The organism is Dyella mobilis, from assembly GCF_016904945.1.
Taxonomy (GTDB): Bacteria; Pseudomonadota; Gammaproteobacteria; order Xanthomonadales; family Rhodanobacteraceae; genus Dyella_B; species Dyella_B mobilis.
This window is the reverse complement of the sequence record NZ_JADIKF010000030.1, coordinates 1-21,808: the sequence shown is the minus strand read 5'-3', so window position 1 is coordinate 21,808 and position 21,808 is coordinate 1. Positions and strand designations below refer to the sequence as shown.

Annotated in this window: 25 protein-coding genes; all 25 read left to right on the top strand. The window is 63.9% G+C overall.

Annotation, left to right across the window (positions count from 1 at the left end; translation table 11 throughout):
* Positions 1 to 5 precede the first annotated feature (5 nt).
* A complete protein-coding gene (locus ISS99_RS01050) occupies positions 6 to 650 on the top strand; it encodes a FliH/SctL family protein (RefSeq protein WP_204629713.1) in 645 nt (214 codons plus the stop codon).
* Positions 647 to 2,011, top strand: a complete 1,365-nt coding sequence (gene fliI / locus ISS99_RS01045) for a flagellar protein export ATPase FliI (protein WP_284343859.1) — start codon at positions 647 to 649, stop codon at positions 2,009 to 2,011. Before ISS99_RS01050 ends, fliI begins: the two co-directional genes overlap by 4 nt.
* Entirely contained in the window at positions 2,011 to 2,445 is a 435-nt protein-coding gene (gene fliJ / locus ISS99_RS01040) for a flagellar export protein FliJ (protein WP_204629712.1), read from the top strand. The genes fliI and fliJ overlap by 1 nt, the downstream gene beginning before the upstream one ends.
* A gap of 70 nt (positions 2,446 to 2,515) precedes the next feature.
* Positions 2,516 to 3,835 (top strand): flagellar hook-length control protein FliK, encoded by a 1,320-nt coding sequence (locus ISS99_RS01035; protein WP_204629711.1) that lies wholly within the window; start codon positions 2,516 to 2,518, stop codon positions 3,833 to 3,835.
* 95 nt (positions 3,836 to 3,930) lie between these two features.
* Positions 3,931 to 4,203, top strand: coding sequence for a CopG family ribbon-helix-helix protein (locus ISS99_RS01030; RefSeq protein ID WP_204629710.1), 273 nt, complete (start codon positions 3,931 to 3,933; stop codon positions 4,201 to 4,203).
* Entirely contained in the window at positions 4,191 to 4,481 is a 291-nt protein-coding gene (locus ISS99_RS01025; protein WP_204629709.1) for a type II toxin-antitoxin system RelE/ParE family toxin, read from the top strand. Before ISS99_RS01030 ends, ISS99_RS01025 begins: the two co-directional genes overlap by 13 nt.
* A gap of 206 nt (positions 4,482 to 4,687) precedes the next feature.
* The gene (locus ISS99_RS01020; RefSeq protein WP_239537537.1) at positions 4,688 to 5,191 is read left to right on the top strand and encodes a flagellar basal body-associated FliL family protein; all 504 of its coding nucleotides are present in this window, start codon (positions 4,688 to 4,690) and stop codon (positions 5,189 to 5,191) included.
* Positions 5,192 to 5,203: 12 nt separating this feature from the next.
* Positions 5,204 to 6,220, top strand: coding sequence for a flagellar motor switch protein FliM (gene fliM, locus ISS99_RS01015; protein WP_204629708.1), 1,017 nt, complete (start codon positions 5,204 to 5,206; stop codon positions 6,218 to 6,220).
* Between the two features lie 59 nt (positions 6,221 to 6,279).
* Positions 6,280 to 6,582, top strand: coding sequence for a flagellar motor switch protein FliN (gene fliN, locus ISS99_RS01010; protein ID WP_204629815.1), 303 nt, complete (start codon positions 6,280 to 6,282; stop codon positions 6,580 to 6,582).
* Positions 6,579 to 6,965, top strand: coding sequence for a flagellar biosynthetic protein FliO (gene fliO, locus ISS99_RS01005; RefSeq protein ID WP_204629707.1), 387 nt, complete (start codon positions 6,579 to 6,581; stop codon positions 6,963 to 6,965). Before fliN ends, fliO begins: the two co-directional genes overlap by 4 nt.
* On the top strand, positions 6,962 to 7,780 hold the full coding sequence (fliP, locus tag ISS99_RS01000) for a flagellar type III secretion system pore protein FliP (RefSeq protein ID WP_204629706.1): 819 nt from the start codon (positions 6,962 to 6,964) through the stop codon (positions 7,778 to 7,780). Before fliO ends, fliP begins: the two co-directional genes overlap by 4 nt.
* Entirely contained in the window at positions 7,777 to 8,046 is a 270-nt protein-coding gene (gene fliQ, locus ISS99_RS00995) for a flagellar biosynthesis protein FliQ (RefSeq protein ID WP_204629705.1), read from the top strand. The genes fliP and fliQ overlap by 4 nt, the downstream gene beginning before the upstream one ends.
* Positions 8,043 to 8,810 carry a flagellar biosynthetic protein FliR gene (gene fliR / locus ISS99_RS00990; protein ID WP_204629704.1) on the top strand — a complete coding sequence of 256 codons (768 nt, stop codon included), beginning with the start codon at positions 8,043 to 8,045 and terminating at the stop codon, positions 8,808 to 8,810. Before fliQ ends, fliR begins: the two co-directional genes overlap by 4 nt.
* Positions 8,811 to 8,816: 6 nt before the next feature.
* On the top strand, positions 8,817 to 9,956 hold the full coding sequence (gene flhB, locus ISS99_RS00985; protein ID WP_204629703.1) for a flagellar biosynthesis protein FlhB: 1,140 nt from the start codon (positions 8,817 to 8,819) through the stop codon (positions 9,954 to 9,956).
* Between the two features lie 178 nt (positions 9,957 to 10,134).
* Entirely contained in the window at positions 10,135 to 12,225 is a 2,091-nt protein-coding gene (gene flhA, locus ISS99_RS00980) for a flagellar biosynthesis protein FlhA (RefSeq protein WP_425490415.1), read from the top strand.
* A 304-nt stretch (positions 12,226 to 12,529) separates the two neighbouring features.
* Positions 12,530 to 13,864 (top strand): flagellar biosynthesis GTPase FlhF, encoded by a 1,335-nt coding sequence (flhF, locus tag ISS99_RS00975; RefSeq protein ID WP_204629701.1) that lies wholly within the window; start codon positions 12,530 to 12,532, stop codon positions 13,862 to 13,864.
* Positions 13,865 to 13,890: 26 nt separating this feature from the next.
* The gene (locus ISS99_RS00970) at positions 13,891 to 14,817 is read left to right on the top strand and encodes a MinD/ParA family ATP-binding protein (protein ID WP_284343857.1); all 927 of its coding nucleotides are present in this window, start codon (positions 13,891 to 13,893) and stop codon (positions 14,815 to 14,817) included.
* A 1-nt stretch (position 14,818) separates the two neighbouring features.
* Positions 14,819 to 15,553: an RNA polymerase sigma factor FliA gene (locus tag ISS99_RS00965; RefSeq protein ID WP_204629699.1), complete on the top strand. Its 735-nt coding sequence runs from the start codon at positions 14,819 to 14,821 to the stop codon at positions 15,551 to 15,553.
* A gap of 50 nt (positions 15,554 to 15,603) precedes the next feature.
* Positions 15,604 to 16,011, top strand: a complete 408-nt coding sequence (cheY, locus tag ISS99_RS00960; RefSeq protein WP_204629814.1) for a chemotaxis response regulator CheY — start codon at positions 15,604 to 15,606, stop codon at positions 16,009 to 16,011.
* Complete coding sequence (locus ISS99_RS00955; RefSeq protein WP_204629698.1) at positions 16,008 to 16,652, top strand: protein phosphatase CheZ; 645 nt, start codon at positions 16,008 to 16,010, stop codon at positions 16,650 to 16,652. The genes cheY and ISS99_RS00955 overlap by 4 nt, the downstream gene beginning before the upstream one ends.
* A gap of 175 nt (positions 16,653 to 16,827) precedes the next feature.
* Entirely contained in the window at positions 16,828 to 18,768 is a 1,941-nt protein-coding gene (locus ISS99_RS00950) for a chemotaxis protein CheA (RefSeq protein ID WP_204629697.1), read from the top strand.
* Positions 18,769 to 18,844: 76 nt separating this feature from the next.
* Positions 18,845 to 19,585 carry a flagellar motor protein gene (locus ISS99_RS00945; RefSeq protein ID WP_204629696.1) on the top strand — a complete coding sequence of 247 codons (741 nt, stop codon included), beginning with the start codon at positions 18,845 to 18,847 and terminating at the stop codon, positions 19,583 to 19,585.
* Complete coding sequence (gene motD, locus ISS99_RS00940) at positions 19,582 to 20,703, top strand: flagellar motor protein MotD (RefSeq protein WP_204629695.1); 1,122 nt, start codon at positions 19,582 to 19,584, stop codon at positions 20,701 to 20,703. The genes ISS99_RS00945 and motD overlap by 4 nt, the downstream gene beginning before the upstream one ends.
* 9 nt (positions 20,704 to 20,712) lie before the next feature.
* Positions 20,713 to 21,189 carry a chemotaxis protein CheW gene (locus ISS99_RS00935; protein ID WP_204629694.1) on the top strand — a complete coding sequence of 159 codons (477 nt, stop codon included), beginning with the start codon at positions 20,713 to 20,715 and terminating at the stop codon, positions 21,187 to 21,189.
* Positions 21,179 to 21,589, top strand: coding sequence for a DUF2802 domain-containing protein (locus ISS99_RS00930; protein WP_204629693.1), 411 nt, complete (start codon positions 21,179 to 21,181; stop codon positions 21,587 to 21,589). Before ISS99_RS00935 ends, ISS99_RS00930 begins: the two co-directional genes overlap by 11 nt.
* The last annotated feature ends 219 nt before the right edge of the window (positions 21,590 to 21,808 follow it).

Here is a 21,808-nt window from a genome sequence, read left to right as displayed (position 1 = left end):
CACTGATGCCCGGCATCCTCTCTCGCGAAAGCATCGACATCTTCGACCGCTGGGAACCGCCGGTGGTCGGCGCTGCGCCAACTGCCGAATCCGAACCGGAACCCGCCGCGCCTCCAGGCCCCACGGTGTACGAGCTGGAGGAGATCGAGCGCCAGGCGCGCGAAGAAGGTTATGCCGCAGGCCTGGCCGAAGGTCGCGCCGCGGCGAAGAAAGAGCTTGACGAACGTCTCGCGCGTCTCGATGCCGTATACACCGCCGCCGCGCGTCCGCTCACTCAGTTCGATGACGAGACCGAACGCGAGCTTGCCTTGCTCGCCACCGTTATCGCGCGGCGCGTCGTGGGGCGCGAGCTGCAACTGGATCCGTCGCTGATCGAGCGCGCCGTGCGCGAAGCGGCGGCAGCCTTGCCATCGGCCACGCGCGAATTGCGTGTGTGGGTAAACCCGAGCGACCTGGATCTGCTGCGCGAACTGGGCGCTACCGAACCGCATTGGCGTTTCGGCGCCAATCCGGCGCTCAATCGCGGCGATTGCGTGCTGGAAAGCGAGCGTTCGCGGTTGGATGCGCGCGTTTCCACGCGTCTTGCCGCGGTGGTCGATGCGGTGCTCGGCGACGATGTCGACGACGGTGAAGCCGAGGTGTCGGCGTGAATCCTTCAGCCGCCACGATAGCGCGGCAACAGCGCTGGCGGCAGCAACTGGCGCGCCGCGCACAGCGCGTGCACGCTGCCCAATTGTTGACGGTGGAAGGTCGCCTGCGCCGCGTGGTGGGGCTTACCCTGGAAGCGGAAGGCTGCGAAGCGCCGCTGGGTTCGCGCTGCCTGGTCGATGCCGCCGACGGCACCGAACTGGATACCGAAGTGGTCGGCTTTGCCGACGAGCGCCTGCTGCTGATGCCGGTCACCGAAATGCACGGTGTGCTGCCCAATGCACGCGTACGGCCTTGTTCGCATGCCGGCGGCCTGCCGGTGGGCGAAGCCTTGCTGGGGCGCGTGGTCGGCGCCGATGGCGCGCCGCTCGACGGCGAGGGCCCATTGGGCGCCGATCATCATGCGGTGCTCAAGCGCGAGCCGATCAATCCGATGGCGCGCAAGCCGATCGATACGCCGCTGGATACCGGCGTGCGTGCAATCAATTCATTGCTGACGGTGGGGCGCGGCCAGCGTATCGGCCTGTTTGCCGGCTCCGGCGTGGGCAAATCCACCTTGCTGGGCATGATGACGCGCTACACCGACGCTGACGTGGTCGTGGTCGGACTGATCGGCGAGCGCGGTCGCGAAGTGAAGGAATTTGTCGAACAGACGCTGGGCCACGAGGGGCGCGAGCGCGCCGTGATCGTGGCCGCGCCGGCCGATGCGCCGCCGCTCAAGCGTCTGCGCGGCGCGCAGTACGCCACCGCCATTGCCGAATGGTTTCGCGATCGCGGCCAGCGCGTGTTGCTGCTGATGGATTCGTTGACACGCTATGCCCAGGCGCAGCGTGAAATTGCCTTGGCCATCGGCGAACCGCCGGCGACCAAGGGCTATCCGCCGTCGGTGTTTGCCATGCTGCCGGCCCTGGTCGAGCGCGCGGGCAACGATGCGGAAGGCCGTGGCTCGATTACCGCTTTCTATACCGTGCTTACCGAAGGCGACGATCATCGCCACGATCCGATCGCCGACGCGGCACGCGCCATTCTGGACGGCCACATCGTGTTGTCGCGCGACCTGGCCGAAGCCGGTCACTATCCCGCCATCGATATCGAAGCCTCGATCAGCCGCGTGATGCCGGCGGTGGTCAGCAAGGATCAGATGCGCGCGGCGCAGCGTTTCCGCCAGGTGTATTCGGCCTACAGCCAGCGCAAGGACCTGATCGCCGTCGGCGCCTACCAAAAAGGTTCGGATCAACAAGTCGACCAGGCGATCGCCGCATGGCCGCGCTTGGTGCGATTCCTGCAACAGGAAGTCGACGAGCCCATGGAACTGCGCACCGCGCAGGAAGTCCTGGGCACCCTGGTCGCGGAGATTAGCTGATGCCATCGCGTTCGGATCGACTGCAACCCGCCGTAGAACAAGCCCAGCGCCGCGAAAAAGAGGCGCTGCAGCGCTTGGCCGAGCATCAGCAAAAACTCGCGCATGCCGAGCAGCAGCTGGACGAGCTCAAGCGCTATCGCAGTGATTACACGTTGAGCGACGGCGGCCTGACGGTAAGCGCCTTGATCAACCGTCAACAATTCGTCGACCGCATCGATCAGGCGATCATCCAGCAAGGCCACCTGGTCGACCGATTGCAGCGCCAGCTCGAAAGCGCGCGCCAGCGCTGGTTGCAGGCGCACGCTCGCGAAAACGCGCTGGATGGCGTGGTGGAGCGCTTCCGCCAGCAAGAGCAGCAGCGCGAGCAGCGGCTGGAGCAGGCCGAGGTGGACGAACGCATGCAGTACCGCAACCGTCGGGCAAGTACGCCATGATGCGTGCAAACCGCTCTGGCGTGGTTCTTGCTGCCATTTCCGTGATTTCCGTTTGTACGAGTGCCGAGGCATGAGCGCCACCCCATTACCCGCCGTTCCCGTGACCAGTCCGGCCGTGGCCGCGAGCCCGTCGCCGGCGCCTGCGCGCAACAGCCAGAGTGGCCAGTCGGCATTCAATGCGCATCTGCAACACGTGCAGCGGCAACAGTCTTCTTCTTCCGATGAGGCGTCGTCGTCCAAGCACGATCAGGGCGATCAGCAGGCTCAGCAACAGACTGCCGGCCAGGCCAACGCGCAGGCCGGTACGCAGGCAACCTCCGGCGCGGATGCATCGGATGCGGGCAACGCACAAACCGGTGCTGCGGACGACGGCAGCAGCGGACTCACCCTCAGCATTCCGACCAGCATCGGCTCCCTGGCCAAAACCGTGTTGAGCCTGATCGACCAGGCCACCGGCGACAGCCACGGACACGCCGCGGCGAACGCCAAGACGGCCGGCGCCAAGCCAGCCGCCGATAACCAGGGCAATCCGCAACAAGCTGCAGGCGTGGTGCCGCCGCTGTTGCCGCCCGCCGCGACAACGGGCAAAGCCAGCGATAACGGTACGGCCGCAGGCAGCGGCGTGGCGGCGTTGCAGGCGCCCGGTGCGGGTCTCGCCGCCGGCATGCAGAAATCATCCCTTGGCGATGACGGGGACGATGCCGACGGCACCGATCCCGGCGCCGTCAATGCAGCAGGCGGCGACAATGCTTCGTCGACGCAAGGCGCGAGCGACGGCAGCCAGACGTTTGCCGGCGTGTTGTCGGCGATCGATCACGCAGCATCCACTGTCGCCGGCGCGTTGCCGACCACGAGCAGCACATCGAGCAGTACGCCCGACTTGAGTTCATTGAACAGCGCGTTGGGTGCAAGCGCCGTCACCGCACAGCCCACGGCAACGCCTTTGGGCGAGCACACTTTGTCGGTGAATACGCCGGTCGGTGCTTCAGGCTTCGCCAAGGAACTGGGCCAGCAAGTCACCTGGCTCAGCGGCCAGGACATCAAGCAGGCGCAAATCCGCCTGAATCCGGAAAATCTCGGCCCGCTCGACGTGAAAGTCAGCGTGGAACACGGCCGCGTGGACGTGGCGTTCATGACGCAGCACGTGGCGGCGGCTACCGCCGTGCAGCAGGGGCTGGACCAGCTTCATCAGATGCTCGGCGCGCAAGGGTTGTCGCTCGGCCATACCAGCGTCGGACAACATGCATCGCAACAGCAGTTCGCAAACTCCCAACAGCAACAACAGCAGTCCGGTGCGCAAACGACAGCCGACAGCGATCAGGCGACCGGCAGCTCGACCGCCGAGACGCTGAAGCGCGTGGCCATCGGCCTGGTTGATGCGTTTGCCTGATCGGTAACTCTTTGATTGGCTGCCTAATTTGAGCTGACTGGCGGCGCGGTATACCATGTATCACTAGGTATTACCTTTTGATACGAGGCCGCGTCGTGGCGACATCACTGAAAATCGATGAAGAGCTCAAAGGGCGGATCCAGCATCTGGCCGATCTGCGTCATCGATCGGCACATTGGATCATGTGCGAAGCGATCAAAGAGTACGTCGTTCGCGAAGAAGCACGCGAGAGCTTCAAGCAGGAAGCCGTTCGTGCCTGGGAAAGCTATAAGGCCAATGGCAGGCACTTGACTCTGGAAGAAGCCGACGCGTGGTTGGCGCAGTTGGAAGCAGGAAAGGATGCGGAGCTGCCTGAGTGCCACGAGTGATATGGACTCCCAGCGCCCTGGCTGATGTGCAGCGTCTCTATCGTTTTCTCGCGGTCAAAGATGGCCATGCTGCGCGGCGCGCGGTGCAAGCCATTCGCGCAACCGTAAAGATCCTGGCGCGTCAGCCTCAGATCGGCCGCCCTGTCGACGATATGGAGCACCCGTATCGCGAATGGCCCGTAGACTTTGGCGACAGCGGCTATGTGGTGCTTTACCGGTTGGACGGCGACATCGCAGCCATTCTGGCTGTAAGACATCAAAAGGACGCCGGTTACTGATCGGAGCGGTCCTGACGGAATCGCTACACCATCTGCGCGCCCGCATCCCGTCGCGCGTCAATAAAACGCCATTCTCAGCACCGGATTGACGCCGGATCGCGCCATGGCGCGGTTCCCGGCGATGGCACGCCGCTTGCTAAAACTCCCGTAGACCAGGCCGGCTCGGTGTGAGCCGGCATTCACATTTACGGGAGTTGAGGTCGTTCATGGCAAGCGCCGAAAGTGATCAGGAAGCAGTACCCGCCGTCGCCAAGAAAGGCGGCAGCCGCATGATGTTGATAGTGGGTGTCGTTGTGTTGCTGTTGCTGGGTGGCGGCGGCTACCTGTTCATGCAGTCGCGCACGGCCAAGGCCGGCGGCGCCGCTGCGGCGGCACAGACTGCGCCGAAAACGCCGGAAATTTACCTGCCGCTGGACCCTGCCTTCGTGGTCAATTTCCAGGACCAGGACTCCACGCGCTACCTGCAGGTGGGCGTCACCGTGATGACGCACGATCCCAATGCCGTGCAGGCGATGAAAGACAGTGATCCGGTGATTCGCAATGCGCTGGTCATGCTGTTTTCCAGCCAGACCTATGCGGGCTTGAGCGATACCGCGGGCAAGCAGAAGTTGCAGGCGCAGGCGCTGGATGCTGTGCGCAAGATCGTGGCCGACAAGACCGGCAAGTCGGATGTCGATGCCCTGTATTTCACCAGCTTCGTGATGCAATAACAGAGGCTTGCGATGAGCGACCTGCTTTCCCAGGAAGAAATCGACGCGCTGCTCAATGGCGTGGACGACGGCAAGATCGAAACCGAAAGCGATCAGCCGCCGCCGCCCGGCACGGTGCTCGATTTCGATTTCACCCAGCAGGACCGCATCGTGCGCGGTCGCCTGCCCACACTGGAAATGATCAACGACCGCTTTGCACGCTTCTTCCGCACCGCCATGTTCGGCGTGCTGCGCAAAACCTGCGAAGTGTCGGTGCTCGGCGTGAAAATGGTGAAGTTCAGCGAATACGTGCACGGGCTGGCCGTGCCCAGCAACCTCAACCTGATCAAGGTGAAGCCGCTGCGCGGCACCGCGCTCGCAGTGATGGAGCCGCGACTGGTGTTCACGGTGATCGACAACTTCTTCGGCGGCGACGGGCGCTACCACGCGCGCATCGAAGGTCGCGATTTCACGCCCACCGAAAACCGCGTGATCCAGATTCTTCTGGCCGAGGTTTTTGGCGCGATGAGCGAAGCCTGGGCGCCGGCCATGCAGGTGCAATTCGAATTTCTCAATTCGGAAATCAATCCGCAGTTCGCCAACATCGTCAGCCCGACCGAAACAGTGGTGGTATCGCGCTTCCACGTCGAACTCGACGGCGGTGGCGGCGAAATCCACCTGACCTTGCCTTACTCGATGGTCGAGCCGATCCGTACCGTGCTCGATGCCGGCGTGCAGAGCGATCGCATGGGCGAGCGCGACGAACGCTGGATCCATTGCCTGCACGACGAGGTGCTGGATGCCGAGGTCGAACTCAGCTCGCTGTTGCTGGAAACGCAGATCAACATCGGCGAATTCATCGGTCTGCGCGTCGGTGACGTGATTCCGGTCAATCTGCCCGACATCACCACCGTGTTTGCCGAAGACGTACCGGTATTCCGCGGCCATTACGGCCAGGCCAACGGCCGTTACGCGGTGCGCTACAAAGCCGCTGCCGGTCGCCGTCCGCCGCTTCCCTCCCTCGAATTCGCCCAAGAAAAAGTGCTATGAGCCAGAACACGAATCCCCTCACATCCGGCAACGGCGCATCGAAAAACGGCGAGAGCCGCATGGAGTTCGACACCTTGAACGATGGTGCGAGCGAAGGCGCCGACGTCAGCCTGGACATGATTCTCGACGTGCCGGTGACCCTTGCCATGGAAGTCGGCCGCACCCGCATCAGCATCCGCAACCTGCTGCAGCTCAACCAGGGCTCGGTGGTGGAACTGGACCGCGCCGCCGGCGAACCGCTGGACGTGTTCGTCAACGGTACGCTGGTTGCGCACGGTGAAGTGGTGGTCATCAACGAAAAGTTCGGTATCCGTCTCACCGACGTGATCAGCCCGGCCGAACGGGTGCGGAAACTGAGATGAGTGTCGTTGCAGCAATCCTGGCGCGCGCGCCTGCGGCGAGCGTGCCCGATGTCAACGTGACCGGCGAACTGATCCGGGTAGTGCTCAGCCTGGGTGCGATCGTGGCGTTGATTTTCGCCGCCGGCTGGTTGACCCGGCGCCTGCAGGCTCGCCAGTTCATTGGTGGCCGCCGCTTGCGCTGCGTGGAAAGCATGTCGATCAGTGCGCGCGAGCGCGTGCTGCTGATCGAGGCGGATGGCAAGCGTTTGCTGGTCGGTGTCGGTGCAGGCGGAGTACGCGCCCTGCACGTTTATGAAGGTAATGTTCCGGTCGAGGAAGTACAGGCGCCCGCCGCCGTACCGCCTTTCGCGGAGTTGTTGAGCCGCCTGGGGCGCAAGTCATGAAGAAGTGGTTTTACCGGTTTGTTGCGTTATTGCTGCTTTCGCTGGTGTCCTTGGGAGTGCAGGCCGCAACCACCACGACGACCAGCACCGCTTCCCCCACGGTAGCACCGATCGCTCCCATCGCACCCATCAGCTCATCGGCCGGCATTCCCGTGCTGACTGTGCAGAACGCGGGTGCGGGCCAGAACTGGAGCCTGTCGCTGCAAGTGGTAGCACTGATGACCGTGCTCACCATGTTGCCGGCAGTGCTGCTGATGATGACGTCGTTTACGCGCATCATTATCGTGCTGAGCTTTCTGCGCCAAGCGCTGGCGACGCAGTCCACGCCGCCCAACCAGGTACTGCTGGGGTTGGCGCTGTTTCTCACCATGTTCGTGATGTCGCCGGTTATCAACAAGGCCTACCAGGACGGCGTCAAGCCGTACATGGATCATCAGATCAGCGCGGAACAGGCGCTGCCCGCCGCCGCTGCGCCGTTCAAGCATTTCATGCTGGACCAGACGCGCGATTCGGATTTGCAGCTGTTCACGCATCTGGCCAAGGAACAACCCTACGCCAGCAAGGATGACGTGCCGTTCCGCGTAGCCATGCCGGCGTTCGTCACCAGCGAGCTGAAAACCGCGTTCCAGATGGGCTTCCTGCTGTTCATTCCGTTCCTGGTGATCGACGTGGTGGTGGCGAGCGTGCTGATGTCGATGGGCATGGCGATGGTGTCGCCGTCGATCATCTCGCTGCCATTCAAGATCATGTTGTTCGTCATGGTGGACGGCTGGTCGTTGCTGATCGGCACGCTGGCGGGGAGTTTCTACACGTGACGCCGGAATGGGTTATCAACTTCGGCCAGCACGCCTTGTACGTGGCCATGCTGGTCGCCGCGCCGCTGTTGCTCACGGCTTTGCTGGTGGGCTTGCTGGTGGGCATCATCCAGGCTGCCACGCAGATTCACGAGATGACGCTGAGCTTCATTCCCAAGCTGCTGGCCATGGCCGCGGTGGGTCTGGTGCTGGGTCCGTGGATGTTGCACACACTGGTGCAATTTACGCACGACATCATCGTCGGCTTGCCCGGTGCGGTGAAATGACCATCGAGATGTCGACGTTGATCACCTGGTTGTCCGGCTTGCTCTGGGCACTGGGGCGCGTCGGCGGCTTTTGCATGATCGCGCCGATCTTCAATGCGACGGTCATGCCTGCACGCATACGCGTGGCGGTGATCGTGGTGCTGACCTTGGTGTTGGCGCCGCTGGCGCCGACCCAGCTCGATCTTTTCAGCGGCATCGGCGTGGCCACCATGGTCACGCAAGTGCTGATCGGCGGCAGCATCGGCTTTGTCCTGCAGTTGGTTTTCCAGGCCGTTTCGTATGGCGGCGCACTGATCGGGCAAAGCATGGGCCTGGGTTTCGCCGAAATGGTCAGCCCGACCAACAACACCTCTTCGCCGGTGCTCGGCCAATTTTACCTGGTGATGGTCAGCTTGCTGTTTCTGGCGATGGATGGCCATTTGCAGGTTATCTCCCTGCTCGCCGACAGTTTCCGCAGCCTGCCGCCGAATGCCATGGGCCTGGATGAAAGGTCGCTGTGGGCGGTGGTGATGGCCGGCGGCGATCTGTTTTCCGGTGCGCTGCGCGTGGCCTTGCCGGCGATGACGGCACTGTTGCTGGTGAATATCGGCTTCGCCGCCACCAGCCGCGCGTCGCCGTCGATGAATCTGTTCGCGGTGGGTTTCCCCATCAGCATCTGCATGGGCTTTATCGCGCTGTGGCTGGCCATGCGCGGACTGGCCAGCGCTTACGGCTCGCTGCAATCGGTGGCCTGGACCCTGATGCAGCATTTGGCGGGGCTTTGATCAGCCATGGCCGATACCGAAAACGAAGACCGCACCGAACGAGCGTCGGAAAAACGCCTGCAGGAAGCCCGCGAGAAAGGCGAGGTTCCCCGATCGCGTGACTTGTCCGGCGCCATGGTCGTGCTCGCCGGCATCAGCATGCTGCTGTCCGGCGGTGCCGACATGTATGCACACGTGCGCCGCATTTACGGCCTCGGTCTGGGTTATTCGCGCGAGGCCTTGTTCAGCGATCACTTGATGGGGCGCGTGTTCCACCTGGTCGCCGGCGAAATGCTTTCGTTGCTGATGCCGATATTCGGCGCGACGCTGCTGGCCGCGGTGGGCTCGTCGGTGTTGATCGGCGGGCTCAATTTCAGCTCGGAAGCGCTGATACCCAAGTTCGAGCGCCTCGACCCGATCGCCGGCCTCGGCCGGCTGTTTGCCTTGAACGGCTTGATCGAGCTGGGCAAGTCGTTGCTCAAGGTGCTGTTTATCGGCTGTGCGCTGGTGCTGTTGTTGCGCCACGACGAGGCCGCGGTGATGGCGACCGGCAACGGAGCGATCGGCGCGGGTGTGGGCGAAGCGCTGACGCTGGTGGCGCACGCCGGCCTGATCTTCGCCGTGGTGCTTGGTGTGATCGGCGGCATTGACGCGGCCTGGCAACGCTTCGATTTCGAGCGCAAGCACCGCATGTCCAAGCAGGAAGTGAAGGACGAGCACAAAGACACCGAAGGCAATCCGCAGCTGAAAGGCCGCATTCGCCAGATGCAGCACCAGATGGCGCGTCGGCGCATGATCCAGGAAGTGCCCAAGGCCGACGTGGTGGTGGTCAACCCGACCCACTTCGCCGTGGCCTTGCGTTACGACGATGCCCGCATGCGCGCCCCGCGCGTGGTGGCCAAGGGCGTCGACGTCATGGCGCAGCAGATCCGCCTGGTTGCCGACGCGCATCGCATTCCGCTGGTGGAGGCGCCGCCGCTGGCGCGTGCGCTTTACGCCACCACCGAGCTCGGCCACGAAATTCCGGCGGCGCTGTACGTGGCGGTCGCGCAAATTCTTGCGTACGTCTATCAATTGAAACAGGCCGTCAAAAATGGCGGTCCTGCGCCAACGGTACCCAAGCCGGATGTCGACCCGGAGTTGCAGGGCCGCTACCGCCAGCCCTGATTGACGGCCTCGCCGTCGAAAAAAGGCTCAATTCGTCGAGTATCCGGCACCTGTCGCGATTCCGGCACGCAAAGTGCTTGGTAGGGGTGGAGCGGGTTTGGCGCGTGCGAAATCCGACACCTTGGCGAGGGCTTGCATGCCCTCGCCGCCGACCCCGATTCCCCTCAAGGTTTCATTCGTGGCCACAGCAAGCGTGTTAGATACCTTCAAGCAAGCCACCCGGCGCGGAGCCGGTGCGCCGATCGTGATGTTGGCGATGCTGGCGATGCTGATGTTGCCGTTGCCGCCGTTCGTGCTGGACATTCTCTTCAGCTTCAACATCGCGTTGTCGCTGGTGATTCTGCTGGCGGTGGTCTACGTGCTGCGGCCGCTGGAATTCGCCGCGTTTCCCACCGTGGTGCTGCTGGGCACGCTGTTGCGACTGGCACTCAACATCGCCTCCAGCCGGGTGATCCTGCTGCACGGCCACGACGGCGCGGGCGCGGCCGGCAAGGTGATCGAAGCTTTCGGCGAATTCGTCATCGGCGGCAATTTCGCGGTGGGCCTAGTGGTGTTCGCCATCCTCACCATCATCAACTTCGTGGTGGTTACCAAGGGTGCCACGCGCGTGTCGGAAGTGACCGCGCGCTTCACCCTGGATTCGATGCCCGGCAAACAGATGGCGATCGACGCCGATCTCAACGCCGGCCTGCTGACGCAGGAACAGGCGCGCGAGCGCCGCCAGGAAGTGCGCGAAGAAGCGGACTTCTACGGTTCGATGGACGGTGCGTCGAAATTCGTGCGCGGCGACGCCACCGCGGGCATCCTGATTCTGTTCATCAACATCGTCGGCGGCTTCTTCGTCGGCATGTTGCAGCACGGCCTGTCGGCGGCCGAAGCGGCACGTACCTACACGCTGCTGACCATCGGCGACGGCCTCGTCGCGCAGGTGCCGGGGTTGATGCTGTCGATTGCTACCGCGGTGATCGTCACGCGCGTGTCCAAGGCGCAGGACATGGGCAAGCACGTGATGGGGCAGGTGTTCGCCCAGCCGCGTGCGCTGGCGGTGGCCGGCGTGGTGCTGTTCGTGATGGGCCTGGTGCCGGGCATGCCAAACATCGCCTTCCTGATGCTGGCGGCGGTATGCGGCGGTGCGGCCTACCTGATGATCCGCCGCGAGCAGGAAACCAAGGAGCGCCTGGCCGCTGCGTCGGCCGAAGCCCTGCCCGCACCCGCCTCGGCGGAAAAACTGGAACTGGGCTGGGAAGACGTCGCCAGTGTCGATCCGGTCGGGCTGGAAGTGGGTTATCGCCTGATTCCGCTGGTCGACAAGAACCAGGGCGGCGAGTTGATGGCGCGGATCAAGTCGGTGCGCCGCAAGTTGTCGCAGGAACTGGGTTTCCTGGTAGCCGCGGTACACATCCGCGACAACCTCGACCTGGGTCCCAACACCTACCGCATCTCGCTGATGGGTGTGCCCATGGGCGAGGCGGAAGTGTTTACCGAGCGCCATCTGGCGATCAATCCCGGCCGCGTGCACGGCACGCTGCAAGGCGTGGCCACGCGCGATCCGGCATTCGGGCTGGAAGCGGTGTGGATCGAATCGAGCCAGCGCGATCACGCGCAAGGGCTGGGCTACACGGTGGTCGATCCGGCCACGGTGATCGCCACGCATCTGTCGCACATCCTGCAGAACCACGCCCACGAGCTGCTGGGCCACCAGGACGTTCAGCAGTTGCTGGATCGGCTGGCGCAGAGCGCGCCCAAGCTGGTGGAAGACCTGGTGCCCAAGCGCCTGTCGCTGGGCGTGGTGGTGAAAGTGCTGCAAAACCTGCTCGCCGAGCAGGTGCCGATCCGCAACATGCGCAGCATTGTCGAGTCTTTGGCGGAGCATGCCGGCCAGAGTCAGGATCCCGGCGCCCTCACTGCCTACGTGCGCGTGGCGCTGGGCCGCCAGATCGTCCAGGAAATCGCTGGTTTGGGCACCGAGATCCCGGTGCTGACCTTGGCACCGGAGTTGGAACAGATCTTGCTCGGATCACTTTCGAGCAGTGGTGCAGCGGGTGCGGCGGTCGAGCCGGGGCTTGCGGACCGCTTGCAGCAGAGCGTGGCGGAAGCCGCGCGGCGGCAAGAGGCCAGCGGCGAACCGGCGGTGATGTTGGTGCAACCGCAACTGCGTCCGTGGCTGGCGCGCTTTACCCGCCACGTGGCGCAAAACCTGCACGTGCTGGCTTACAACGAAGTACCGGATAACCGTCGCGTGCGATTGGTGCAGGCGATAGGGCGATAGCCCTCCCGGGCCTCCTCGAATACGAACAGTGATTGGGCAATGCAAGCGGAATTGGTTGAAACGGTAACGAGCGAACTATGAGCAGACAGGCAACGACATCGATATTGCAAACCGCACTCGCTTCGTTCGAACGGAAGCAGCGCGAATCCAAGCGGGCAAGCGCCTGCTTCGATGTCTTTCCCTCGAAAGCCGGCATCGAGTTCTGCGCCGTTCCCAACGGCAATATCGGTTCCCGCGAGCGCGGGAACGACGGCCGCGGCAAATCGCGCGCGTGCCGCAGGGGCGCGAAAGCGGAGATGCACTCATGAAGATCAAACGGTTCCTGGCACCCGACATGCGCCAGGCTATGCGCGACGTACGTGCGGAGCAGGGTGCCGATGCGGTGATCCTTTCCACGCGTCGCCTGGAAGACGGCATCGAGATCATCGCGGCGGTCGATTACGACGAAACGCTGATGCGCGAAGCCGTGCGCCAGAATGCTCCGGCACCTGAAGCGGTGAAGCCGCCGGTGAAGGAAGCGGCCAAAGAGGCCGTGAAGGAAACGGCCAAGGAACGCGCGAAGGAAACCGTGAAGCAAGCAGCGAAAGAGCCGGCCAAGGAAGTGCGTGCTGCCACGCCGCCCCCACCGCCTCCGCCGCCGATGCAGGTTCCGCCGAGCGAGGTCGCCGCCTTGCAGCCGATCGTCGAGCAGAGCGTGCTGGAAACCGCACGCATGCGTACCGAACTCGGCGGCTTGCGCCAATTGCTCGAGCAGCAGCTTTCCAGCCTGGCCTGGAACGACATGGAGCGCCGCAGCCCGATGCGCGCCCGCGTGCTGCGCGACATGTCGCGCCTGGGCATCGATACCGACGTTGCACGCCAGTTGATCGATGGCCTGCCCGAAGAACTGAATGCCGATCAGGCGCGTTACCTGCCGCTGGGCCTGCTCAGCCGCAGCCTGAAAGTCAGCGGTCGCCGCCTGGCCGACAGCAGCGGCGTCACGGCGCTGGTCGGACCGACCGGTGTGGGCAAGACCACCACGATCGCCAAGCTCGCTGCGTGCGCGGTGATGAATCACGGCCCGGCCAAAGTCGCGCTGGTCAGCACCGATCACTACCGCATCGGCGCCGCTGCGCAGCTCGAACACTACGGCCGGTTGCTCGGCGTGCGGGTCTACCCCGCCTACGACGCCGCCGGTCTTGCGCAGACGCTGAATCTGCTGCGCGAACACCACACCGTGCTGGTCGATACCGCCGGCGTATCCGGCACCGACCCGCGCCTGCAACAGCAGATGGAAGTGCTGCGCGATGCCGGCATGCAGGGTGGCAACAAATTGCGCGCCTGCTTGGTGCTGGCTGCGAATGCGCAGGCTTCCGCCCTGGATGAATCGGTGCGCGCCTATCTGCCGCTACAGCCCAGCGCATGCATTGCCACCAAGCTCGACGAAGCGCCGAGCCTGGGCGGATTGCTTTCGGTGCTGATCCGCCATCGCCTGGCGCTCGATTGCACCACCGACGGCCAACGCGTGCCGGAAGACATCAGCGCAGCCGACGCGCGCACGCTGGTGTGCCGCGCCGCGCAGTCGCAAAAACGCCTTGGCCCCGGGGTCGAGGACATGGATATGGCCGACCGCTTCGGTATGGCGGTGGCTGGGCTATGAACTCAGGCTCACGTGAGGCATTGCAAGTGAATCAAGCAGCCGGCTTACAGAATCTTTTTTCCGCGGCACAGGCATCGCATCGGGAGGAACTGCCGATCTTTCATCAGGCGGCCAATCTTCGCCCGATGGTGCAGCACCGCCGCACCACGCGCACGATTGCAGTCGCCGGCGGCAAGGGCGGGGTGGGCAAGACCACCGTCGCAGTGAACCTGGCGATGACCATGGCCATGGCCGGCCGCAACGTGATGTTGCTGGACGCCGACATGGGCGTGGCCAACATCGACGTGCAGCTGGGCCTCAATCCGACGCGTCATCTTGGCCACATGCTCGAAGGCCAGTGCACGCTGCAGGATCTGATCATCCCGGCGGCACATGGGCTGAAGGTGATTCCCGGCGGTTCGGGCGTGCGCCGGCTGGCCAAGATGGGCAACGGGGAACACGCGGCGGTGATCCGCGCTTTCGACGACCTGATCCAGCCGCCGGAATTCCTGATTGTGGATACGGCCGCCGGCGTCGCCGACAACGTGGCGATGTTCGCCGCGGCGGCCGACGACGTATTGATCGTGGTCTGCGACGAGCTGGCTTCGCTGACCGATGCCTACGCATTGATCAAGATCCTGGCTCACGACTTCGGCGTACGTCGCTTCCGCATCGTCGCCAACATGGTGCGGCAGGCCGCCGACGCCAGAAAACTGTACGAAAAGATGGCCCGGGTATGTGGACGCTTCCTCGACGTGGCGCTGGACTACATGGGCATGTTGCCGCACGACGAATGGCTGCGTCAGGCCATTCGCCGGCAGGGCGCGGTGGTCGATCTGTGGCCATCCAGCCGTGCGGCGGTGGGATTCAAGCAATTGGCGGGTGCGGTCGATACATGGGGTGAACCCGCGTACCCGGACCTCGGACGTATTGCCTTTTTCAGCGGCCAGAACGTGCCGGCTGCGGGGTGGTGAAATGAATGTGGCTTCGGAATATCTGCAGCTGCAACGCGAAGATGCGGATCAATTGGTGCGCAAGCATGCGCCGCTGGTGCGGCGGATTGCCTACCACCTGATGGGGCGGTTGCCGCCGAGCGTTGACGTAGGAGATTTGGTGCAGGCAGGCATGATCGGTTTGCTGGAGGCGGCGCGAAACTTTACGACCGACCGCGCGGCCAGCTTCGAAACGTATGCGGGCATCCGCATACGTGGCGCCATGCTGGACGAATTGCGCCGTACCGACTGGACCCCGCGTTCGGTGCACCGCAAGGTGCGCGAAGTTGCCGAAGTGGTGCGCCAGATCGAAAACGAGACCGGCGCCGACGCGGAAAGCGCTGAGGTGATGAAGCGGCTGGGCATCAGCGCCGAGGAATACCACCAGGTGCTTGCCGACGCGACCAGTGCGCGCCTGCTCAGCCTTACCGCGCCGGACGACGGCGACGGCGGCGAAGGCAGTCCGCTGGACGTGGCCGACAACGACAGCCTTGGCCCGCAGGACAGCATCGAGCAGGACGGCCTGCGCGAGGCCCTGGCCGAAGCGATAAGCACCCTGCCCAAGCGCGAACAATTGGTGATGTCCCTGTACTACGAGCAGGAATTGAACCTGAAGGAAATCGGACTGGTGCTTGGCGTGACCGAATCGCGCGTCTGCCAGATCCACGGTCAGGCATTGGTAAGACTGCGTGCACGCATGGGCGATTGGCGCGGTTAGCGAAGGTTGACTCCCCCTCCCTATCGTTTTTGCGTTTTGGAGAAATTCGTTTGGACAAGAACATGAAAATCCTGGTGGTAGACGACTTCTCCACCATGCGGCGAATCGTCCGCAACCTGTTGGTCGAACTGGGCTTCAGCAATCCGCTGATCCAGGAAGCCGACGACGGCAACGCCGCGATGACGATGTTGAAGACCAACCCCTTCGACATGGTCGTCACCGACTGGAACATGCCCAACATGACCGGCATCGAGCTGCTGCAGGCGATCCGCGCCGAGCCCAAGCTCAAAGGCATGCCGGTGCTGATGGTCACCGCCGAAAACAACCGCGAACAAATCATTGCCGCTGCCCAGGCCGGCGTGAACGGATACATCGTCAAGCCCTTCACGGCGGTCACGCTGAAAGAAAAGCTGGACAAGATCTTTGAGCGCCTGGCCGCCAGTGGAGCATCCGCATGACCGCACCCATGACCGCCGTAGTGGGCGAGAGCCTGCCCCCCGAAGTACTCGATCTGCTCAACAGCGCCGACGGTACCGCGTTCGAACAAGCCTTGGACGTCATGGTGCGCCAGCGCGAGCAGCATCTGTTCCGTGCACTGGGCGTGCTGGCGCGCGACCTGCACGGCGCGGTATGCCGCCTGGGCGGCGACCTGGCCAATGAAGGCGTGCCCGAAAGCATGACCGACGCACGCAACTACCTGGCCGAAGTGCTGGACATGAGTTCGCAGGCCGCGCATCGCAGCCTGGACTTCGTCGACCGCATGCGCCCGGAAGCCGAGGCCCTGTCGTCCAACGCGCGTACCGTGCTCGGTAATGGCGGCAACGAATCGGATCCGGTCGCCGTATTGGCGCGCCAGGCACAGGTGTTTGCCAACGCTTGTGCCGAAGGCCTCAACGACATGGTGCTGGTGCAGTCCTGGCAGGACCTGGCCGGCCAGCGCGTAAAGAAAGTGGTCGGCTTCATCGAAAGCGTCGAATCGTCGCTGCTGGAACTGGTACGCCTCACCGGCGCGCTCGCCGGACGCGAAGCGCCGGTAGAAGTGGCGAAGGTGTCGAGCCAGGACGAAGTGGATCGCTTGTTGAGCGAGTTCGGGTTCTGACAATGCGGATGGCCGGTCGCCCACCCCACCTTGCTTGGCCGTCATCCCAGCAAAAACTGGGATCCAGTGCCTTGCACGCTGGAAACACCCCGAGTCCCGGCTTTCGCCGGGATGAGGGCAGGGTGGGCACGAGCACGACTGCAAAGAAACACCGCGTGGCGAAAGGCACTTATTGATGGATGCGAACCTGGACAGCGAGCTGCGTGACGATTTCCTGGTCGAGGCCGGGGAGTTGGTGCAGCGGCTGGGCGAACAGCTGGTAGAGCTGGAAGCCTCGCCGCTCGACCGCGAGCTGCTCAACGCGGTATTCCGCGTCTTTCACACGGTGAAGGGCGGCGCGGGCTTCCTCGGCATCGAGCCGATGGTGCAGCTGTGCCACAACGCCGAAGAGCTGCTCAACGACGCACGCAATGGCCGATTGGTACTCAATGCAGCGCACATGGATGCGTTGCTGGAAGCGCTGGATCTGCTCAATGTGATGATGGCAGCGCTGGCCAATGGCGAACCGATGGCGCCGCCGCCGCAAGCCTTGCTGGAACGCCTCAAGCCGGCGGTGGAAGCGGTTGCGGCGGCTGAATCGGCCAAGCCGGCGCGCGCTGCCGATCCGATCGAAGCGGAATTCGAAGCCTTGCTCGATACCTTGTACGGGCAGGGCGGATCTCCCGGTGCGCCGACGCACAGCTCCAAGGAAATCAGCGACGACGAGTTCGAAAACCTGCTCGACACGTTGCACGGCAAGGGTTCGTCGCCTGGTGCGGCCAAGCCCGTAGCGGCCGAAAAGACCGATATCAGCGACGACGAATTCGAAGCCTTGCTGGACAACCTGCATGGCAAGGGTTCCGCACCCGGCCAACCGGTTGCCGCTTCGCCGGCACCCGCTCCGGTACCCGCACCTGCGGCGACGCCGGCGCGTGCGCCTGCCGTGGCGAAACCCGCACAAGCCGAAAACACCGTGCGCGTGGATACCGCGCGACTGGATACGCTGGTCAGCCGCGCCGGCGAACTGGTGCTGCTGCGCAATCGCCTGCTGAGCCTGGCGTCGCGCAGCGAGAACGAATCGCTGACCGCGATGGCGGGCGACCTGGACCGCGTTTCCGACGATCTGCAGACGGCCGTGCTGGGCATGCGCATGCAGCCCGTAGGTCGCCTGTTCCAGCGTTTTCCGCGCATCGTGCGCGACTTGGCGCGCCAGCTCGGCAAAGACATCGAGCTGATTACCGAAGGTGAAGACACCGATCTGGACCGCAGCCTGGTCGAAGCCCTGGCCGATCCGCTGATCCATTTGCTGCGCAACGCCGTCGACCACGGCCTGGAAGATCCCGCCGGACGCCAACGCGCCGGCAAGCAAGCCAAGGGCAAGGTGACGTTGTCGGCCAGCCAGCGCGGCGAACGCATCGTGATTTCCGTGAGCGACGATGGTCGCGGCATGGATCCGGACGTATTGCGCCGCAAGGCGGTCGAAAAAGGCGTGATCGACGACAATCAGGCGGCGCGCCTGTCCGAAGTCGAATGCTATGAATTGATCTTCCGTCCGGGCTTCAGCACAGCCGCGCAGATCTCCGATATTTCCGGCCGCGGCGTCGGCATGGACGTGGTGAAAACCCGCGTCGCCGAACTCGGCGGCACCTTGCAGGTGCACTCGCGGCTGGGTCACGGCAGCACGCTGGAACTCACCGTGCCGCTGACCTTGGCGATTCTGCGCGTGCTGATGGTGCGCGTGAGCGATCGCCTGTTCGCAATGCCCTTGAGCAATGTCAGCGAAGTGTTCGAACTCAACCCGCAACACGATCACGTGCTGGACGGTCGGCGCGTTGCCGCGCATCGCGGCCGCGCACTGGTGCTGGGCAACCTTGGCGACTGGGCCGGCGTGAACGCCGCGGACGGCCGCCACGTGGTGGTGCTGCACGTCGGTCACGTGCACCTGGGCTGTCTGGTGGACGAAGTGATCGGCCGCGAAGACGTGATGGTCAAGCCGCTGGGCCCGCTGTTTGAAGGCGTGCCGGGCGTGGCCGGCGCCACGGTCACCGGCGACGGGCGTCTCGCGCTCGTGCTGGACCTGGCGGCATTGTCGAAGGAAGGCGGCAGCTTGCTGCCGGCTTTGAAGGTGTCCGCATGATCCGGTACTCGGGCCGCGTTGCTTTATTTACCGTCTCCCCGGAAGGGAGTGCGAGCCGCGGGCAAGGTGGTGCGAAATGGACCCCTTAAGCATCGCCGGCACCATTCTCGCCTTCGCGGTGCTGATCGTCGGCGCGATCCTCAAGGGCACCGACGTTTCGGCGCTGTGGAATCCGGCTGCGTTCGTGATCGTGTTCATCGGCACCATCGCCGCCTTGATGTTGCATACGCAAGGCAAAGTGCTCAAGCGCGCGGCAGGCATGTTGAAAATGGTCTACAAGCCGCCGGAACTGCATCCGTCCGACTTGATCAGCCGCGTGGTCGGCTGGAGTGAAATTTCGCGCCGTCAGGGCCTGCTTGGCCTGGAGCCGCACATCGATGCGGAAGACGATCCGCTGGTGAAAAAGGGCCTGCAACTGCTGGTCGATGGCAGCGAGCCCGAAGCGATCCGCAGCGTACTGGAACTGGAAGTGGAGACGCGCGAACAGGCTGATCTGCATGCCGCCAAGGTGTACGAACAGGGCGGCGTGTATTCGCCGACCATGGGCATCATCGGCGCGGTGCTTGGCTTGATGGCGGTGATGCGCGACCTTACCGATCCGGCCAAGCTGGGTCACGGCATTGCCGCCGCGTTCGTCGCGACGATCTACGGCATCAGCCTGGCCAATCTCCTGCTGCTGCCGATCGGCGCGCGCCTGAAGTCGCTGATCAACAAGCAGACGCAGGTGCGGGAAATCCTGATCGAAGGCCTGATCTCCATCGCGCAAGGCGACAACCCGCGCCAGATCGAGAGCAAGCTGCAGGGCTACCTGATATGAGCAGGCGCCGCCGGCACAAACACGAAGAGCACGCCAACCACGAAGCTTGGGTGATCCCGTACGCGGATCTGCTCACCCTGCTCCTGGCTTTGTTCGTGGTGCTGTACGCGATGTCCAGCGTCAACACCACCAAGTACCGCGCCCTGGCGCAGGCGATCTCGTCGGCCTTCAATGGTTCGCGTGCGGTGATCCAGCCGGTAACGCCGAGCGCCCCGTCCAGTACGCCGGTGCCGACCACCAAGCCGGCCCCGATTCCGCGCTCGCCACTCGCTCAGATGCTGCTGCCGAGGCTGACCCAGCACATCGACACACCCAATAGCACGCCGGGTACGCCGACCGACCAGAACAAGACCAAGCAGAGCGAAGAACAGCAGAATCTCGATCGCATCCGCAACGAAGTGGAACGCGCGCTGCAGCCGCTGATCGACAAGAACCTGGTGTCGGTGCGGCGCACGCCGAACTGGCTGGAAATCGAAATTCGCACCGACATCCTGTTTCCCAGCGGCGTAGCCACCTTGTCGCCGACCGCCAACCAGGTGCTGACCAGCCTGGGCGACATCCTGGCGCCCTTCGCCAATCCTTTGCGCGTGGAGGGCTACACCGACGACGTGCCGATCGACACCGCGGTCTATCCGTCGAACTGGGAACTGTCTGCCGCACGTGCCGCCAGCGTAGCGCGCCTGTTCGCCCAGCACGGCGTGGAACCGGAACGCCTCGGCATCGTCGGCTGGGGCCAGTATCGGCCCGCCGCCGACAACGACAGCGTGGATGGCCGTAACAAGAACCGCCGCGTGCTGGTGGTGGTATTGAGCGACAAGGCTGCGCCACGGCGCTTCTACACCAACAGCGGCGACATCAATCAGACGGCGGATTCCGATGACGGCTCCAGCGACAACGGTCAGGCCGTTGCCTCGTCGCCGCCCGCGAACAGTGCGCAAACGGCGGAGTTCGTAGCGCTGCCGCCAGTGGTGCAGGTGCCGGCGGCGAGCAGTCAGCCGTCGGCCACGCCGGCACCGTCCGCTGCACTGCCTGCACCTCAAGTGATCACGCCGATCGCCACCATCGTCACCACGCCGGCTATTGCAGCGCCGCCGGCCACGTCCGACAGCAAGGGATAACGCTCGCTCATGAGTTCCGTGCCGAACATCGAGAAGATCGCCAAAGAACCGTGGCTGTCGTTTCAGCTGGATGGCCAGCATTATGCCGTGCTGCTCAGCCAGGTCAGCGAAGTCATCCGCGACTACGTGCCCACGCCGGTACCTGGTGCGGCCTCCGATCTGCTCGGCATCTGCCATCTGCGCGGCAATATCGTGCCGGTGATGGACGGTCGCCGTCGCATGGGTTTCCAGCAGGCTTCCGCCGGCGATGCGTCGCCCGTGCGCATCGTGGTGTTTGCACACGACGCTCACCGCGTGGGCTTGCGCGTGGATGCGGTGGGCGAACTGCTGCAACCGAAAGTTGAATTGATCCAGCCGCCGCCGGCACGCTCCGGCCGCGTGGATGATCCGGTGCAGGCGGTGATCGGCTGGCAAGGCGGCTTCGTCGCCTTGCTCGACGTGGCGCGTTTGTGCCGACTGCACAAGGAAATGAAAGATGTGGCTTGAGGTTGCAGTGATCGTGCTGGCGGTATTGCAGGCGATTGCGATCGTCCTGCTCTGGCAGCAAGGGCTTCGCCTGAAGCGCGCGCTGGCCGGCAAGGAGACAGAGGCTGGCGGCGTGCCGGCCTTGATGATGGTCAACGCGCTGAACAAGATCGATCATCGCCTGAGCTTGCTGGAGACACGCGCCCCGCAGGCGGATGCACCGGTCAAGCGTTCGCTCGAAGTACCGGCGGTGCAGATGACGTCGCTGCGCACGACCCATCACCACGCGTCGTCCAGCAACTACGAGCTTGCCCAGCACCTGGCGCGCGAAGGCGGCGACCTGGAGCAATTGATGGAACGCTGCGGTCTGTCGCGCAACGAAGCGGAGCTGGTGCTGCGTCTTTACGCCAAGCGCGCCTGAGTCGCCGTTTCGTAATTTTGTAGCTTGGGTTAGCGCAGCGTAACCCAACACCTCTTCGCATAACTCCCAAATTGTTGGGTTACGCTTCTGTACGGACTGGGGACATGGGTAACAGGTGTTCGGAGACATGGGTAACACCTAGTCTCACGGGATGTCGACTCTTGGGAGTGCGTCATGCCGTGGAAGGAGAAGACCCTCATGTCCTGTCGCCACGAGTTC

What these genes read in the sequence shown, in the direction of transcription:
- ISS99_RS01050 (WP_204629713.1), top strand. Translation starts at nt 6, where the DNA reads ATGCCCGGCATCCTCTCTCGCGAAAGCATCGACATCTTCGACCGCTGG.
- fliJ (WP_204629712.1), top strand. Translation starts at nt 2,011, where the DNA reads ATGCCATCGCGTTCGGATCGACTGCAACCCGCCGTAGAACAAGCCCAG.
- ISS99_RS01035 (WP_204629711.1), top strand. Translation starts at nt 2,516, where the DNA reads ATGAGCGCCACCCCATTACCCGCCGTTCCCGTGACCAGTCCGGCCGTG.
- ISS99_RS01020 (WP_239537537.1), top strand. Translation starts at nt 4,688, where the DNA reads ATGGCAAGCGCCGAAAGTGATCAGGAAGCAGTACCCGCCGTCGCCAAG.
- fliM (WP_204629708.1), top strand. Translation starts at nt 5,204, where the DNA reads ATGAGCGACCTGCTTTCCCAGGAAGAAATCGACGCGCTGCTCAATGGC.
- fliN (WP_204629815.1), top strand. Translation starts at nt 6,280, where the DNA reads ATGGAGTTCGACACCTTGAACGATGGTGCGAGCGAAGGCGCCGACGTC.
- fliO (WP_204629707.1), top strand. Translation starts at nt 6,579, where the DNA reads ATGAGTGTCGTTGCAGCAATCCTGGCGCGCGCGCCTGCGGCGAGCGTG.
- fliP (WP_204629706.1), top strand. Translation starts at nt 6,962, where the DNA reads ATGAAGAAGTGGTTTTACCGGTTTGTTGCGTTATTGCTGCTTTCGCTG.
- fliR (WP_204629704.1), top strand. Translation starts at nt 8,043, where the DNA reads ATGACCATCGAGATGTCGACGTTGATCACCTGGTTGTCCGGCTTGCTC.
- flhB (WP_204629703.1), top strand. Translation starts at nt 8,817, where the DNA reads ATGGCCGATACCGAAAACGAAGACCGCACCGAACGAGCGTCGGAAAAA.
- flhF (WP_204629701.1), top strand. Translation starts at nt 12,530, where the DNA reads ATGAAGATCAAACGGTTCCTGGCACCCGACATGCGCCAGGCTATGCGC.
- ISS99_RS00965 (WP_204629699.1), top strand. Translation starts at nt 14,819, where the DNA reads ATGAATGTGGCTTCGGAATATCTGCAGCTGCAACGCGAAGATGCGGAT.
- ISS99_RS00955 (WP_204629698.1), top strand. Translation starts at nt 16,008, where the DNA reads ATGACCGCACCCATGACCGCCGTAGTGGGCGAGAGCCTGCCCCCCGAA.
- ISS99_RS00950 (WP_204629697.1), top strand. Translation starts at nt 16,828, where the DNA reads ATGGATGCGAACCTGGACAGCGAGCTGCGTGACGATTTCCTGGTCGAG.
- ISS99_RS00945 (WP_204629696.1), top strand. Translation starts at nt 18,845, where the DNA reads ATGGACCCCTTAAGCATCGCCGGCACCATTCTCGCCTTCGCGGTGCTG.
- motD (WP_204629695.1), top strand. Translation starts at nt 19,582, where the DNA reads ATGAGCAGGCGCCGCCGGCACAAACACGAAGAGCACGCCAACCACGAA.
- ISS99_RS00935 (WP_204629694.1), top strand. Translation starts at nt 20,713, where the DNA reads ATGAGTTCCGTGCCGAACATCGAGAAGATCGCCAAAGAACCGTGGCTG.
- ISS99_RS00930 (WP_204629693.1), top strand. Translation starts at nt 21,179, where the DNA reads ATGTGGCTTGAGGTTGCAGTGATCGTGCTGGCGGTATTGCAGGCGATT.